This is a genomic window from Lysobacter sp. CC-YZS074, from assembly GCF_056739745.1.
In genome coordinates, this window is the sequence record NZ_CP200301.1 from 1,909,000 (window position 1) to 1,924,895 (window position 15,896).

Sequence of the window (15,896 nt, forward strand, 5' to 3'; positions counted from 1 at the left end):
GTCCCGGCGCGGGATCAGATGCCGGCCGCCAGCAGCTCCTGCTTGCGCGCGTCCATCTGCGCGCCGAGTTCTTCCAGCCGGGCCTTGTCGAGCAGCTTCTTCGCCCGCGGGAACATGTCCTTTTCCTCTTCGTCGGCGTGGTGCTCGATCAGCTCCTTGAGCACCTTGGCGCGGCCGCTGAACTTCTCGGAGGCGACCTCGGTCTTGAGCAGGTCGGGCAACACCAGTTCGCCGGCGGCGCGGTGCTCCTCCAGCGCCTCGAAATACATCTTGTCGTCGTCGGACTCGTCGCCGGCCTGCCGGAACGCCGGGTAGAAGATCTCCTCCTCGATGGTGGTGTGCGCTTCCAGCTCGAGGCGGATCTTCTCCAGCAGCTCGGTGCGGGTCTTCTCGGCGCGGACGGTGGTGTCGGCGAGCTGGGTGAGCAGCTTGCGGACTTTCTCGTGGTCGGCGGTCAGCAGTTCGATTGCATCCATCTGGCTCTCCATCGGTGTGGTTGGCTGGCGGGGAACATGGCATCGGCGCGGTGAGGACGGCGTGGGCTCGCGTGTCTCAGGCGTGGTCCCGCACCCACGCGACCAGCCGGCGGTGGTAGTCCACCCGGTGGCCGGGCCGGCCGCTGGACGACAGGCTGTGGGCGGCGCCGGGGTAGACCACCATCCGCACCGGCGCGCGGCCGCAGCGGACCAGGTGGGCGAAGAACTCCTCGGCCTGGCCGAGCGGGCAGCGCTGGTCCTGCTCGCCCTGCAGCAGCAGGGTGGCGGCGCTGACCGCGTCGCAGTACGTCAGTGGGGACAGCCGGTGGTAGCGGTCGCGGGACTCGATGACCTCGCCGCCCATCGCGTACGGGTCGACGTAGTAGCCGGTGTCGGACGTGCCGGAGTGCGACTCCAGGTTGATGACGGGCGCGCGCACCACCGCCGCGCTGAAGCGCGACGAGCGGCCGATGGCCCAGGCGGCGAGATAACCGCCGTAGGATTCGCCGGTGCAGGCCAGCCGCTCGCCGGCGAGGCGCTCGCGCTGCAGCGTGTCGATGATGGCCAGGTGCTGCGGCAGGTCGAGCTCGCCCCAGCGGCCGTGCAGGCGGCGGGCGAACGCCTTGCCGTAGCTGGCCGAGCCGACCGCGTTGGGCGCCAGCACCGCCCAGCCGTTGGCGCACAGCTCGTACCAGTACGGGTGGCTGGCGTAGTCGATGCGCACCACGCTTTCCGGGCCGGCATGCAGGTCCAGCAGCAGCGGGAACGGGCCGTCGCCTTCCGCGGGGCGCAGCAGCCAGGCGTCGATCTTCTCGGTGCCGCCTTTGCCGTCGGGCACCTCGAACCGCCGCTTGGCGACCCGCGGCCGTGAGCGCGCGGCAAACCACCGGCGGTTGAATGCGGTGTGGCGGCGCGGGTCCTTGCCGTCCCAACGCACCGAGTGCACCTCGTCCGGCCGCCGCACGCTGGTGGCGATGAAGACGAGGCGGTCGCCACTGGCACACAGCCCGAGCACTTGGCGCAGACCGGTGGTGACCGCGACGCCCTCGCGCTGGTCGCGCCCGGTCCCCTGCCCGCCGGCGCCACAGTCCACGACCACGACCTCGTGCAGGCCGCGACGCGCGCCGAGTGTCGCCAGCCGGTCGCCGCCGGGGTGCCAGGCGATGGTGCCGCCCTCCAGTTGCAGGTCGCCGGCCGGCCGCCACGGCTCGCCGCCGTCGGGGTGCAGCAGCCACAGCCGGCTCAGCGAACTGCCCTCCCGGCGAATGCCGGCAAAGGCCAGGCGGGTACTGTCCGGCGACCACGCGATGCCGCTGACGGAGGCGAGTTCGGAGGTGAGCTGGCGCGGGTTGCTCCCGTCGGCGTCGGCCAGCCACAGGTCGCTGCGGTGGCGTTGCGCGCCGGAACGGCCGCGCACGAACGCCAGCCGGCGTCCGTCGGGCGACCAGCGCGCCTCCTTCACGTCGAAGTCCCCCTCGACCCGCATCCGCGCTTGGCCGGAGTCGAGCTCCAGTTCGAGCAGGTGGGTGCGGTAGCCGACGATCGGGCCGGCGCCGTCGAGCTTGTACGGCAGATGGTTCACCACCCACGGACGGCTGCCGCCCTGCCCGGGATCGTCGTGCGCGTCCTCGGCCCACGGCACCTGCACCGTCAGCAGCAGCCGGGTGCCGTCGGGCGACCATCCCTGCAGCGCCTGCGGGACACGGTCGCAATGGGAGACCTGCCGCGCCTCGCCGCCGTCCAGGCGCATCAGGTGCACCTGGTCACCGTCATCACCGCGCCGGGACAGGAACGCCAGGCGTCCACCGGCAGGATCGAGCAATGGCGAGCGCACCGGGAATCCCTGCGCCGTCAGCGGCCGCGCCCGGCCTTCGCCGTCCGGCGCCAGCTGCCAGACGCGGGTGCGGTAGTCGTCCACCGACTCGACCGCACGCGCAATGGTGAACACCACTTGGCCGTGCGCCGGGGCCCCCTGCAGGCCGTGGATGGAACGATGCCGGTAGAGGTCCTCGGCGGTGAACGGTTTCATGCCGGCGTCGTCCTCCTGTCGGCAGCCGCATATGAAAAGGCGCCCCGGTGATCAGCCGGGACGCCCTGCTTATGAAACGTGTCGAACCGGCGCCCGTTCAACGCTGGTCGTTGCGGCCCTGCTGACGCTGGCTCTGCTGACCGCGTCCTTCCTGACGCTGGTTCTGCTGGTTGCGGCCTTCCTGGTTCTGGCTCCGGCCTTGGGTCTGCTGACCCTGGTTCTGGCCTTGACCCTGTCCCTGGTTCTGACGCTGACCTTCCTGGCGCTGGTTGTCCTGGTTCTGGCGGTCTTTCACGATCGTTCTCCTGGGGGAAATGCCGGCAAGCCCGGCGGGTGTTGCGTCATGGGTGCAAATAACCATCGACGCGGTTACGTGATCGTGAGCTGGACGCCACGAAAACATTGGGGTTAACCGTTCAGGCGAGGCCCTGCACGGCGCGATCGCGGTGAGGGTTGCCGGGGACCGGCGCTATATGGGCCATGCCGCCGCTTTCACCCTCCGCCCGCGCCGACTGGTCAGAATCGCGCCATGCCCCGATCCGCCGATTCAGCCCCGCCGCCGGCCTCCGCCGCTTCCCCCCAGACCAAGCCGAGCCTGCGCGAGCGCTTCAACGCGCTGCGCAACCTGCCGCCGTTCCTGAGGCAGATCTGGGCGACCAGCCCGGCGCTGACCATCGCCACGCTGGGGCTGCGCGTCGTGCGTGCGTTCCTCCCGATCGCGACGCTGTACATCGGCAAGCTGATCATCGACGAGGCGGTGCGGCTGGTCGGCGACGGCGTTGGCTTCGACACGCTGGAGGCGGCCTGGCGCAGCGGCGTGCTCGACACCCTGCTGTGGCTGCTGGCGCTGGAGTTCGGTCTGGCGATCGTCTCGGACCTGATCGGCCGGCTGGTGAGCTACGGCGACTCGCTGCTGTCGGAGCTGTTCACCAATGCCACCAGCGTGCGGCTGATGGAGCACGCGGCGACGCTCGACCTGGAGGACTTCGAGGACCCGGACCTGCAGGACAAGCTCGATCGCGCCCGGCGCCAGACCATGGGCCGGATGAACCTGATGAGCATGCTGTTCGGCCAGGTGCAGGACGCGATCACCGTGGTCAGCTTCGCGATCGGCCTGCTGGTGTACGCGCCGTGGTTGATCGTGCTGCTGGCGGTGGCGCTGATCCCGGCATTCGTCGGCGAGTCGCATTTCAACGCGCTGGGGTACTCGCTCAATTACGCGTGGACGCCGGAGCGCCGCCAGCTGGAATACGTGCGGCAGATGGGCGCGAGCGTCGAGACCGCGAAGGAGGTGAAGATCTTCAACCTCCACAAGTACCTGATCGAGCGCTACCGCACGCTGGCCGACGGCTTCTTCCGCGCCAACCGGGCGCTCGCCCGCCGCCGCGCGGCCTGGGGCACGCTGCTGGCGGCGCTGGGCACGCTGGGCTACTACGTGGCGTATGCCTACATCGCGTGGCGCACAGTCAGCGGCGACTTCACCATCGGCGACCTGACCTTCCTCGCATCGAGTTTCCGCCGCCTGCGGCAATTGCTGGAGGGGCTGCTGGTCGGGTTCTCGCAGGTGGCCGGGCAGGCGCTTTACCTGGAGGACCTGTTCTCGTTCTTCGAGATCGAGCCGGAGATCGTCTCGCCGGCCGATGCGGTGCCGGTGCCCAGACCCATCACCCGCGGCTTCGTGTTCGAGAACGTCGGCTTCCGCTACCCCGATGCCGACAAGTGGGCCCTGCGCGGGCTCGACTTCGAACTGCGTGCCGGCGAGGTGCTGGCGCTGGTCGGCGAGAACGGCGCCGGCAAGACCACGCTGGTGAAGCTGCTGGCGCGACTGTACGACCCCGACGAAGGCCGCATCCTGCTCGACGGCCGCGACCTGCGCGAGTACGACCTCGACGATCTGCGCGCCAACATCGGCGTGATCTTCCAGGACTTCGTGCGCTACCACCTGACCGCCGGCGAGAACATCGGCGTCGGCCAGATCGAGGCGATGGGCGACGACACCCGCATCCGCGAGGCCGCGCGGCGGGCCATGGCCGACGGCGTGATCGAGGGCCTGCCGATGGGCTACGACCAGCTGATCGGGCGACGCTTCAAGACCGGCGTCGACCTGTCCGGCGGCCAGTGGCAGAAGATCGCGATCGCCCGCGCCTACATGCGCGACGCCCAGGTGATGATCCTGGACGAACCGACCGCCGCGCTGGATGCACGCAGCGAGTTCGAGGTCTTCCAGCGCTTCAAGGAGCTGTCCGACCAGCGCACCGCGGTGCTGATCAGCCACCGGTTCAGCAGCGTGCGGATGGCCGACCGGATCCTCGTGCTGGCCGAAGGGCGGCTGGAGGCGAGCGGCACCCACGAGCAGCTGATGGCCGAAGGCGGCCGCTACGCCGAACTGTTCGAGCTGCAGGCGGCGGGGTACCGGTGAGGCCGGCCGCCGATCGCGTCCGCACGGTCCGGCTCTTCTTCTGTAGGAGCGACGTAAGTCGCGACCTGTACTTCATGTCCGAAGACGGTGAACGCGGATAGAGCGAAGGCCACCGAAGATCAGCTCCGGCCGCATCATCGATATCCAACAACCGAACTTCTGACGGGTTCGGCGGGTCGCGACTTACGTCGCTCCTACGCGTGGATGGAGCATTTGTAGGAGCGGCTTCAGCCGCGATCATGAAACCGTTGGCTCGCGTCAATTCCCGATCGCGGCTGAAGCCGCTCCTACAACCGCCCCCGACATCACCGTGCTGCCTCTCCTGTTGCCGCCGCCCTAACGCGCCGCTGCGTACGTTGTTGACTCCCCCGTGTGCGGAGAACCCCGATGAACCGTGGCAACCAGAGCGGCCCGCGCCGCGACCGAGATTCCGATCCCCGCCAGCGCAACTACCGCGACATGCCCGCGGTGACCAACCGCCAGTGGGGTGCCGGCTCTGAAGGCAACGATGCGTACTCCTATGGCTACGAGGGCCAAGGCGGCTACGGCGACTTCACCCAGGGCGGTTATGGCGAGGACCAGGGACGGCATGCGCAGAGCGGGCATGGCCGCGGCGGTTCCGATTTCGCCGATCGCGAACGGCGCTCGGCAGGCACCAGCCATCGGGGCCGTGGCCCGCGCAACTACACCCGATCCGACGAAAGCATTGTCGACGAGCTCATCGACCGCATGACCGAGCACGAGCGCCTGGATGCGACCGAGATCCTGGTGATGGTGGAGAACGGAGTGGTCACCCTCAGCGGCGAAGTACCCGAGCGCCGGATGAAGCACCTGGCCGAGGACCTGGCCGACGAGGTCCGCGGCGTGCGCGAGATCGAGAACCGCATCCGGGTCGACAACGGCTCGTCGTCGTTCGGTCCTGCCGGCGAGGGCGTGCGCAGCGGCGAGAACCAGATCGGCAGCGGGTTTTCCAGTTCCGGCCGGATCAGCAACCCGTTGTCCGACGACGCGGTGCGGGTCGGCCGCGCGGGCACCGAATCCGATGCCCCCGAGCGGCACGAGGCGAACCGGCAGGCGAGCGCCAAGGGCGGGAAGCGGTAGCGGCAAGCGGGAAGCGTCGATGGCGCTTGCCGACGGGGGCAGGCCGGTTTCACCGGAATGTAGGAGCGACGTGAGGCGCGACCGCGCAGGGAATCGGTGTGATGTACAGGTCGCGACTTACGTCGCTCCTACGGTGATGCGGACGGCGAAGTTTCGGAACGCTGGTCCGGGCTTTTGTAGGAGCGGCTTCAGCCGCGATCAGACAATCATTCGCGCGCACCGATTCCACGATCGCGGCTGAAGCCGCTCCTACAAACGCCCGGGGCCACGTAAAAGGCCCGGGCGCCGCCCCGGACGCCGGTGCGCTCCAGAGCACGCTATTCTTCGGGGAGTAACGCTCCCCGAAAGATCGCGCAACCTACGGAACGAAGCGCACGCAACCTGCGAAGCGGCGCACGCGCAACCTCGTGCAATCTACGGAACGATGCGCACCAGAAACGGCCCGCGCCCCGCCCCTTACCGCAACAACAGCACCGGAATCTGGCAGCTGCGCAGCATGGCGGCGGTCGTGCTGCCGACGATCAACTGGCGGATGCGGGAGTGCCCGTACGCGCCCATGACCAGCAGGTCTACGGCGTTGTCGCGGACGTAGGCGGCTATCGCGTCCTCGGGCTCACCCTCCACCGCACGCGGGACCATCGCGAACCCGGCAGCGGAGAGCACCTGCCCCGCCCGGTCCAACCCGCGTCGGCCCTCGCCGTATCCGACGGCCACCACGTGGACCTCGAGCCCACGGAACAGCGGACTCGCGGCGACCATCCCGACGCCCTTGCGGGTGGTGGCGCTGCCGTCGAAGGCGATGAGCACGCGCCGTACCGGCCGGAACTCGCGCGAGGCGACCAGCAGCGGCCGGTGCACCGCGCGCACGACACGTTCGACTTCCCGACCGAGGTGGCCCTTGGCGAAATCAGCATGTTCGCCGCGCTTGCCAACCACGAACAGGCGCACGCCGGCTTCCAGCTCGAGCAGGGTGTCGGACAGGCCGCCATGGCGCAGCCGGACATCGGCGACGTCCGCGCCGTGCGTCGTCGCGAAATGGCGCGCCTGCTGCAGCAGCAGGCGACCGCGCTCCTGCGCGAGCCCTGCCCGCTTCTCGTCGAGCGCGCTCAGCTCCAGCAGCAGCGTTTCCTGCTCCCCGAGCGCGAGGTTGCCGCTCAGGTCGACCGGCGTGGTCTGCTCGGCCGGATCGATCACGTGGACGAACTCCAGCGGTGCCGCCAACCGAGTGGCCGCCCAGGCGGCGTACCGGCACACGCTCTCGGTGTAGATCGAGGTATCGATCGCGGCGAGGACACGGCCGTCGACGGGAATCTGCGATGCGGTATTCATGGCGGGGTCCTCAGTGGTCGCCCATCAGGCGTTCGGCGCCGGGCTTGTCGTGCACGCCAAGGCGCCCGACCAGCGTCGCACTGGCCTCGCTCAGGCCGACGACCTCGACCTGCGTGCCCTCGCGGCGGAACTTCAGCACCACCTTGTCGAGGGCGCCGACCGCGGTCAAATCCCAGAAGTGCGCGCCGCGGACATCGATACGGACGCGCTCCACCGCGTCGCGGAAATCGAAGCGGTTTATGAAGTCCTGCGCCGAGGCGAAGAACACCTGCCCGGTGACCTCGTAGTGCCGCGCCCGCCCGCCATCGGCCGACACCGACCCGACGTGCAGCACTTGGCCGACCTTGCGGGCGAAGAACAGCGCCGACAGCAGCACGCCGGTCAGCACGCCCTTGGCGAGGTCGTGGGTCAGCACCGTGACCACGACGGTGCCGAGCATGACGATGCTGGAGGTCGGCGGGTGCTTGCGCAGGTCGCGGATCGACGACCAGCTGAAGGTGCCGATCGACACCATCACCATCACCGCCACCAGCGCCGCCATCGGGATGCGCGCCACCCACGGCCCGGCGAACACCACCAGGATCAGCAGGAACACGCCGGCCACCAGCGTCGACAGCCGCCCGCGCCCGCCGGATTTCACGTTGATCACCGACTGGCCGATCATCGCGCAGCCGGCCATGCCGCCGAGCAGGCCGGCGGCGATGTTGGCGATGCCCTGCCCGCGCGCTTCGCGGTTCTTGTCGCTGGGCGTGTCGGTGAGGTCGTCGACGATCTGCGCGGTAAGCATCGACTCCAGCAGGCCGACGATCGACAGCGTGACCGACACCGGCAGCACGATCGACAGCGTCTCCAGCGTCAGCGGCACCTGCGGCAGCAGGAACACGGGCAGCGCGTCCGGCAACTCGCCCATGTCGCCGACGGTGGGTACCTGGATGTCCATCGCGAGCGCGAACGCGGTCAGCGCGACGATCGCCACCAGCGGCGAGGGGATCGCCTTCGTCAGCCGCGGCAGCAGGTAGATGACCGCCAGCCCCGCGGCGACCATCGGATACACCGCCCACGGGACGCCGACCAGCTGCGGCAGTTGCGCCATGAAGATCAGGATCGCCAGCGCGTTGACGAAGCCGGTGATCACCGAGCGCGAGACGAACCGCATCAGCGCCGGCAGCTTCGCCACGCCGATGGCGATCTGGATCACGCCGGTCAGCAGCGTCGCCACCAGCAGGTACTGCAGGCCGTGGTCGCGGACCAGGTCGACCATCACCAGCGCCATCGCACCGGTCGCGGCCGAGATCATCGCCGGCCGTCCACCGGCGAAGGCGATCACCACCGCGATGCAGAACGAGGCATACAGGCCGACCTTGGGGTCGACCCCGGCGATGATCGAGAACGCGATCGCCTCCGGGATGAGTGCGAGGGCGACGACGAGGCCGGAGAGCACGTCGCCACGGATGTTGCCGAGCCAGTCCTGGCGCAGCCGCTGGATATTGATCAAAAGAGGAACTCCTGCGCCCGGCACCGCCGGACGCGACTGTCGAAGTCGAAATACGCACAACTGCCGCAAGCGGGCGCGGCGGATCACGATGGCGGGATCAGGGTGGCGTAGGCACGAAGGGGTTCCGGGAACGGACGGGCGCGGGCGCCCTCTTGACGCCGGGCGGATCCGGCTTGGACGCCTGGGCGATTGTAGCGCGTGCGTCCGGGGGTGTTCTGCCTACCAGGCAGGCAGCGCCAGCGTGCGGCGGCCGCGCGATTTGTAGGAGCGACGTGAGTCGCGACCGCGCAGCGAGCCGGTGCGATGTACAGGTCGCGACTCACGTCGCTCCTCCAGCTAAGCGCGCAGGCCCTTGGAGGAGCGGCTTCAGCCGCGACCGGACAATCATCCGCCGCGCCGATTCCACGATCGCGGCTGAAGCCGCTCCTACAAACGCCCGGCGCTCACGAGAGAGCGCCGCTTCAGAATCGCTTGCGACTGCCCATCCGGGCGACCGGCACCTTCCCTCAGAACAGCGACGCCTGCGGCGGCTCCGGGGCGCTGTAGTCCAGCTCCCCGTCGACGATCCGGGCGGCCGAGGTGTACGGGTGCTCCTCGCAACGCCCGGGCGCGGCGAGGTGGATCACCTCCCACCCATGCGCCTTGAAGTCGTCGGAGATCAGGCCCCGGTGGCACTGCCACCACAGCGCCTCGGCGCACATGATCGCCACCCGTCGGCGGCGGGCCAGCGCCGCCAGCCGGTCGCGTGCGGATCGCCACGGCGGCGTCTCCATGTAGTCGGCGTAGCCGCGGAAGCTGGCGTTGCGCCACGCGGTGTTGCGGGTGTCGGGATCGGGCTTGCGGCGCCCGCCGAGGTCGGGCATCGGCAGGTACTCGATGCCCGCGGCCGGCAGCGTGTGCGCCATGGTTTCACCGGAGAACTGCGGGTTGCGGCGCGAGCCGGCGAACCGGCGCACATCGACCAGGACGTCGATCCCGGCATCGGCCAGCATTCCGGTGAAAACCTCCCATTCGCGGGTCGAATGTCCGATGGTCCACAACATGGATCCGTTTTCCGGGGGTCTGTTATCCGAGGGGCCCTTCTCCGCCATGTGGCCATGGTGCCGCCGTCGCCGTGAAGCGTCCGGTGAAGCGGCGTTGACGCGACGGTGGCTAGGCTGCGGAGGTCCCCGCGGAGAGCGAGATGAACCAGCCAGACGATGCACCCGAGACTGCGACCTCCGCCCACCGGAACCATGCGCCGGAGAGTGGTCTGACCCGGAGCGCGCGGATCCTGCGGTTCCTGCTCAAGTACCGCAACGCCGGCGTGTTCAGCGGCCTCGACCTGGACGCCGCCACCGCCGAGCACGGCGTCGCAGCGCCCACCAGCGCCGGCCGGCCCGAGCAGTTCGTCGCCGACCTGGAGGCGCTCGGTCCCACCTTCGTCAAGATCGGCCAGGCGCTGTCGACCCGGCCCGACATGGTGCCGGCGGAGTATCTCGTCGCGCTCGAGCGCATGCAGGACAACGTCGCACCGGTGGACTTCGCGGTCATCCGCGAGGCCGTGGAGGACGCGCTGGGCGTGCGCCTGAGCAAGGCGTACGAGACCTTCGACGAAACTCCGCTGGGCTGCGCTTCGCTCGCCCAGGTGCACCGCGCGACCCTGCGAGACGGCCGCCAGGTCGCCGTCAAGGTGCAGCGCCCGCACGCGGTCGAGCAGATCCGCGCCGACCTCGACGCGCTGGCCGCCATCGCCGGCCGGGTGGACCACTCGACCCGGATCGGCCGCCGGATGCGCTTCGGCGACTGGGTCCACGAGTTCCGCAAGACGCTGATGGCCGAGCTCGACTACCGCACCGAGGCGGAGAACCTCGACCGCTTCGCCCGCCATTTCGAGGACTATCCCGAGTTGACCGTGCCCGCACCGGTGTGGGACCTGACCCGTACCCGCGTGCTGACCATGGACCTGGTGACCGGCACCAAGGTCACCGACATCAGCGGCATGCGCCGGGCCGAGCAGCCGATGGACCGGCTGGCCGAAGCGCTCATGCGCGGCTACCTGGACCAGACCTTCGTCCACGGCGAAATCCATGCCGACCCGCACCCGGGCAACCTGCTGGTCACCGGGGACGGGCGCCTGGCGATCTTCGACCTGGGCATGGTTGCCCACGTGCCGCCCAAGCAGCGCGACCGGCTGCTCAAGCTGCTGTTCGCCGCGGTCGACGGCCGCGGCGAGGAGGTCGCCGGCGAAGCGATCGCGATGGGTACCCGGCTGGAGGATTTCGACGAGGAGCGCTACCTGCGCGAGGTCGGCCAGCTGGTCTCGCGCTACGCCGCCCACCACGCCAGCCCGGGGCATGTGCAGACCATGTCGGAGGGCCGGCTGGTGCTCGACCTGACCCGCATCGCCACCGCCTGCGGCCTGCGCACGCCGCCGGAGCTGAGCCTGCTGGGCAAGACCCTGCTGAGCCTGGAGTCGGTGTGCCACGCGCTCGACCCCGAGCTGGACGTCAAGAACGTGGTGGAGGACCACCTCGACCACGTGATGCGCGCACGCCTGCGCAAGTCGCTGTCGCCGGCCCACCTCGCGGGCGAGATGATCGAACTGCACGGGTTGCTGCGCGAGGCGCCGCGCAAGGTGTCCGACGTGCTTTCCCTGCTCGCCGACAATCGCCTGCAGGTCCGCATCTGCGGGTTCGAGGACTCGCAGGTGCTGGAGGCGCTGCAGAAGATCGCCAACCGGGTGGCGGCCGGCATCGTCACCGCGGCGCTGATCCTCGCATCGGCGCTGATGATGGATGTCGGCGCCGGACCGCTGCTGTTCGGCTATCCGGCGATCGCGCTGGTGCTGTTCCTGATCGGCGCCGTCCTGGGCATCACCATCGTGCTCAGCGCGCTTTTCAGCGACCGCCGGGCCAAACCCCACGAGGAGCGCAGCCCGCGCTAGGACGCCGCCATGCATCGATCCGGTCCACCCGACACCTGGCCTTCCGCGCTGCGCACGCGGCTGGAGCACTTCGTCATCGACGCCGATGACCACCTCGACGCCGCCTGGCGCCGGCTGGACCAGCGCCTCGGGCGTGGCCAGCCGCGCCATCTCGCGGCCTATCGCGGCTATGCCGACGAGCGCGGCGCCGAGCTGTTCGGCCGGGTACTGGCCGAGAAGCCGCAGGGCGGCCCCGGGGAGGACGACACCTGGTGGGACAACCTGCTCAATACCTACCGCCGCTTCGAGAGCGACGAGGTCCCCGCGGTCGCCCTCAAGGCCCGCTTCCGCGGCGCCGAGGTCGACGCGATCAGCGACCACGAGGGCTACTACACCGCCGCCATCGCCAGCAGCGCGCCGGCGAGCGACGCGCTGTGGGAAAACGCGACGGTCAGCCTCGCCGACGGCACCCTCGCCACCGCGCAGCCGGTGCTGCAGGTCCGCGCCGATGCCGGCTTCGGAATCATCTCGGACATCGACGACACCGTCCTGCAGAGCTCCATCACCGACTGGAAGACCGCCGCCCAGCTGACCTTCCTGCACAACGCCCGCACCCGGAAGCCGCTGGACGGCGTGGCGATGCTCTACCAGGCGCTGCAGGAGGGCGCCGACCGCAGCGGACGCCACCCGATCTTCTACGTCTCGTCCTCGCCGTGGAACCTCTACGACCTGCTGGAGGACTTCATGGAGCTCAACGCCATTCCGTGCGGCCCGGTCTTCCTGCGCGACCTCGGCACCGACACCGGCAAGTTCATCAAGACCGAGGGCCATGGCCACAAGCTCGAGCGCGCGCGGACGCTGATCCAGCGCTTCCCCACCCTGCGCTGGGTGCTGCTGGGCGACTCCGGCCAGGCCGACGCCGAGCTGTATGCGGAGGCCGCGCGCGAGTTCGGCGACCGCATCGCGGCGATCTACATCCGCGACGTCGACCCGGCGTCCGATTCGCCGCTGGACATCAAGGTCGACGGATTCATCGAGAAGGTCGCCGGCACCTCGGTACCGATGCTGCGCAGCCGCGACAGCCTGGCGATCGCCGAGCACGCGGCCGGCATCGGCCTGATCGACCCGGCACGCATCGCCGGCATCGCCAGGGAAGTGAAGCGCGATCGCGCACGGCCGGACCTGGGAGAGGCCGCCGCCGACGAGGCGAAGGAACAGGTCAAGGAGCAGGTCACGGGACAGGGGCAAGGGTCGCAGCCCGGCGGGTGACGCTCCGCTAAAATGGGCGGCTCACCCGCACCACCGGCCCTGCATGTCCTCCGCCTTCGGCACCGAAACCGTGCTCGACGTCCGTCACTGGACCGACGACTACTTCAGCTTCACCACCACGCGCGACAGCGGCTTCCGCTTCGAGAACGGCCAGTTCGTGATGATCGGGCTCGACGTCCCGCAGCCCAACGGCAGCAGCAAGCCGTTGCTGCGCGCGTATTCGATCGCGAGTGCCAACTGGGAAGAGCAGCTGGAGTTCTTCAGCATCAAGGTGCCCGACGGCCCGCTGACCTCGCGCCTGCAGCACATCAGGCCCGGCGACCCGCTGCTGGTCGGCCGCAAGCCCACCGGCACCCTGCTGATCCACGACCTGCACCCCGGCCGCAACCTCTACCTGCTGGGCACCGGCACCGGATTCGCGCCGTGGCTGTCGGTGATCAAGGATCCCGAAACGTATGAGCGCTTCGAGCGCGTGATCGTCTGCCACGGCGTGCGCAACGCACAGGACCTGGCGTACCGCGACTACATCGAACGCGAGCTGCCGCGCCACGAGTTCCTCGGCGGGCTGATCGGGGCCAAGCTGCGCTACTTCCCCGCCGTCACCCGCGAGGACTTCGTCCACGAGGGCCGCGACCACCGCGGCCGGATGACCGACATGATGGCGACCGGCCAGATGATGGAGCACCTCGGCATCGAGCCGCTGGACCCGGCGCACGACCGCGCGATGATCTGCGGCAGCCCGCAGATGCTGGCGGACTTCCGCGCCCTGCTCGACGGCCGCGGCTTCACCGCCGCGCCGCGCATCGGCACGCCGGGGCAGTACGTGTTCGAGCGGGCGTTCGTCGAGAAATAGCCTCGGGATCAGTCGATGGCCGCCGCGGGCACCGGCCGTTGCGCGGGGCCTTCGATGACCCGCACGGCGGGATGACCGCCCTCCCGCGCCGCGTCCATCTGCGCCATCGCGGTCGCCAGGGCATCCGGATCGTCGGCGGCGACCGTCACCAGCGCGGCACGGTTGCGGCCGGTCTGCTTGGCCAGGTACATGGCCGCGTCGGCCAGGCGCAGGGCGTTCTCCCACGGATGGTCCGGCACCACCGGGTGCGCGGCCGCGCCCACCGAGGCCGTCACCGTCAACGACCGGCCGCCGTATTGCATCGGCTGCCCACCGACCGCCGCCAGCACACGCGCGGCCAGCGTCTCCAGACCGGCACCGGCGGTGCCGGGGAGCATCAGCACGAACTCCTCGCCACCCCAGCGCACCACGCTGTCCTGGCTGCGCAGCACGCCGCCGAGCCGGCGCACCAGCTCCACCAGCACGGCATCACCGGCGTCATGGCCGAACCGGTCGTTGATCTGTTTGAAGTGATCGACGTCCAGCACCATCAACCCGACCACGGCCTCGTCGTCCTCGCCCAGCCGTGCCATCTGCTGTTCGAAGTGGCGGCGGTTGAACGCACCGGTCAACGGGTCGTGGCTGCTCTCCTCGGCGAGACCGGCGTTGATCGCACGCAGGTGGCGGTTGCTGCGGCTGCTGCGCACCAGCCACTGGACCAGCAACACGGCCGAGAGGGCGAACACCACCGCCAGCGCGGCCCACAACCGCTGGCGCAGGCTGCGCGCGGCCATTTCGGCTTCACTCGCGCGGTTCTCGGCCTCCAGCCGGGCGATTTCGCGGTTCTTCCGGTCGGTGGCGTAGCGTTCCTGCACTTCAAGCACGGCGCGCTCGCGCTCCTCCCGGGTGATGTCGGCCTCTACTTCGTCGACCCGGTGCATGGCCTCCAGCGCCTCGCGATAGCGGCCTGCGTCCTCCAGCACCCGGACCAGCTCGGCGGTGATGCCGACGATGTACCCTTTGTGCCCGATGTCCTCGGCCAGCGTGATCGATTCGCGCAGCACCGCGACGCCTTCCCCGACCCGGCCCATGCCGGCCATCGCAATGCCCTTGTTGGCCAGCGAGACCACCAGGCCACGGTTGTCCTCGTGGGCGCGGGCCAGTGTCTCGGCCTGGCGCGCCTGCTCCAGCGCCGCGGCGTTGTCGCCCACCTTGAGGTGGTAGTCGGCGAGGTTGGAGCGGGTGGTGATCTCGATCCGGGCCAGCTCGGGGTCGCCGGCGGAAATCGCCAGCGCCCCGCTGAGCGCCTCGAACTGGCGGCCAAGGTCCCCGGTGACCGAGTACAGGTGTCCCTGGTTGAGCCGCAGGTAACCCAACGACTCGTCGAAGCCGATCTCGCTGGCAAGCGCGATGCCCTCCTCGGCGTAGGCCGCGGCGCGATCGGTATAGCCCAGGTCCGCATTGAAGCCGACCAGCGAGTTGAGGACCTCGGTACGCAACGCGGGATAGCCGAGCCGCTCGGTCAGCGCCAACGCATCGACCGAATGACCGAGCGCGTCGGCGAAACGGCTCTCGTTATCGGCCAGGCGGGAACGGACGAGCGCCAGTTGCAACCTCAACGGCGAGTCGTCGTCGCCGATCAGGCCGGCGGCCTGCTCCACATATTCCCGGGCGCGCGTGTTGTCGCCCGCCCACATGGCGACATTGGCACGCAACAGGGCGGCGTCGGCCGTGCATGGCGGGCACCCGCCAGTCCGCGCCAACGCGTCCAGCCGGGTCAGTACCTCGTCGGCGAGGGTGTTGTCCGCAAGCGCGGCGGCCAGCTCCCCCAGCCGGGAGTAGTAGCGGTACTGCCGCAGCGGCGGCGAATCGCCTGTCGGCACATCGGTCGCGCCACGCAACTGCTCCAGGGCGTCGGACACCGAGTGATAGCCGTGCATCCGCTGGGTCTGCAGAACGTCGTCCACAGTGGCTGCCACCGTGGAAAACGGCGCAAGCAGCATCAACAAGAAGAGCGGAACGCGGATCCCCATGGCTGTTT

Annotated in this window: 12 protein-coding genes; 5 read left to right on the plus strand and 7 right to left on the minus strand. The window is 69.6% G+C overall.

Annotated elements, in window-relative coordinates:
* Positions 1-14 precede the first annotated feature (14 nt).
* From U8331_RS08615 to U8331_RS08625, 3 genes are all read right to left on the minus strand, one after another.
* Positions 15-476 carry a hemerythrin domain-containing protein gene (locus U8331_RS08615; RefSeq protein WP_481130636.1) on the minus strand — a complete coding sequence of 154 codons (462 nt, stop codon included), beginning with the start codon at positions 474-476 and terminating at the stop codon, positions 15-17.
* A gap of 76 nt (positions 477-552) precedes the next feature.
* Positions 553-2,505 carry a S9 family peptidase gene (locus tag U8331_RS08620; protein ID WP_481130637.1) on the minus strand — a complete coding sequence of 651 codons (1,953 nt, stop codon included), beginning with the start codon at positions 2,503-2,505 and terminating at the stop codon, positions 553-555.
* Positions 2,506-2,602: 97 nt separating this feature from the next.
* Positions 2,603-2,800 carry a hypothetical protein gene (locus U8331_RS08625; RefSeq protein ID WP_481130638.1) on the minus strand — a complete coding sequence of 66 codons (198 nt, stop codon included), beginning with the start codon at positions 2,798-2,800 and terminating at the stop codon, positions 2,603-2,605.
* A gap of 234 nt (positions 2,801-3,034) precedes the next feature.
* Here U8331_RS08625 and U8331_RS08630 point away from each other — a divergent pair, with 234 nt between their 5' ends.
* A complete protein-coding gene (locus U8331_RS08630; RefSeq protein WP_481130639.1) occupies positions 3,035-4,924 on the plus strand; it encodes an ABC transporter ATP-binding protein in 1,890 nt (629 codons plus the stop codon).
* Between the two features lie 387 nt (positions 4,925-5,311).
* On the plus strand, positions 5,312-6,025 hold the full coding sequence (locus U8331_RS08635) for a BON domain-containing protein (protein WP_481130640.1): 714 nt from the start codon (positions 5,312-5,314) through the stop codon (positions 6,023-6,025).
* A 456-nt stretch (positions 6,026-6,481) separates the two neighbouring features.
* Here U8331_RS08635 and U8331_RS08640 read toward each other — a convergent pair whose 3' ends face one another.
* The 3 genes from U8331_RS08640 to U8331_RS08650 all read right to left on the minus strand — a co-directional run bounded on the left by U8331_RS08640 (position 6,482) and on the right by U8331_RS08650 (position 9,892).
* Positions 6,482-7,354, minus strand: coding sequence for a universal stress protein (locus tag U8331_RS08640; RefSeq protein WP_481130641.1), 873 nt, complete (start codon positions 7,352-7,354; stop codon positions 6,482-6,484).
* 10 nt (positions 7,355-7,364) lie between these two features.
* Entirely contained in the window at positions 7,365-8,831 is a 1,467-nt protein-coding gene (locus tag U8331_RS08645; RefSeq protein WP_481132936.1) for a SulP family inorganic anion transporter, read from the minus strand.
* A gap of 524 nt (positions 8,832-9,355) precedes the next feature.
* A complete protein-coding gene (locus U8331_RS08650; RefSeq protein WP_481130642.1) occupies positions 9,356-9,892 on the minus strand; it encodes a DUF488 domain-containing protein in 537 nt (178 codons plus the stop codon).
* A 140-nt stretch (positions 9,893-10,032) separates the two neighbouring features.
* Here U8331_RS08650 and U8331_RS08655 point away from each other — a divergent pair, with 140 nt between their 5' ends.
* The 3 genes from U8331_RS08655 to U8331_RS08665 are packed head-to-tail and all read left to right on the plus strand — an operon-like array spanning position 10,033 to position 13,876.
* Positions 10,033-11,775 (plus strand): ABC1 kinase family protein, encoded by a 1,743-nt coding sequence (locus U8331_RS08655; RefSeq protein ID WP_481130643.1) that lies wholly within the window; start codon positions 10,033-10,035, stop codon positions 11,773-11,775.
* A gap of 9 nt (positions 11,776-11,784) precedes the next feature.
* On the plus strand, positions 11,785-13,023 hold the full coding sequence (locus U8331_RS08660; protein ID WP_481130644.1) for an App1 family protein: 1,239 nt from the start codon (positions 11,785-11,787) through the stop codon (positions 13,021-13,023).
* 43 nt (positions 13,024-13,066) lie between these two features.
* Positions 13,067-13,876, plus strand: coding sequence for a ferredoxin--NADP reductase (locus U8331_RS08665; protein ID WP_481130645.1), 810 nt, complete (start codon positions 13,067-13,069; stop codon positions 13,874-13,876).
* Between the two features lie 8 nt (positions 13,877-13,884).
* Here the strand turns inward: U8331_RS08665 and U8331_RS08670 are convergent, their stop codons facing one another.
* Complete coding sequence (locus U8331_RS08670) at positions 13,885-15,834, minus strand: diguanylate cyclase domain-containing protein (protein WP_481130646.1); 1,950 nt, start codon at positions 15,832-15,834, stop codon at positions 13,885-13,887.
* Positions 15,835-15,896: the final 62 nt, after the last annotated feature.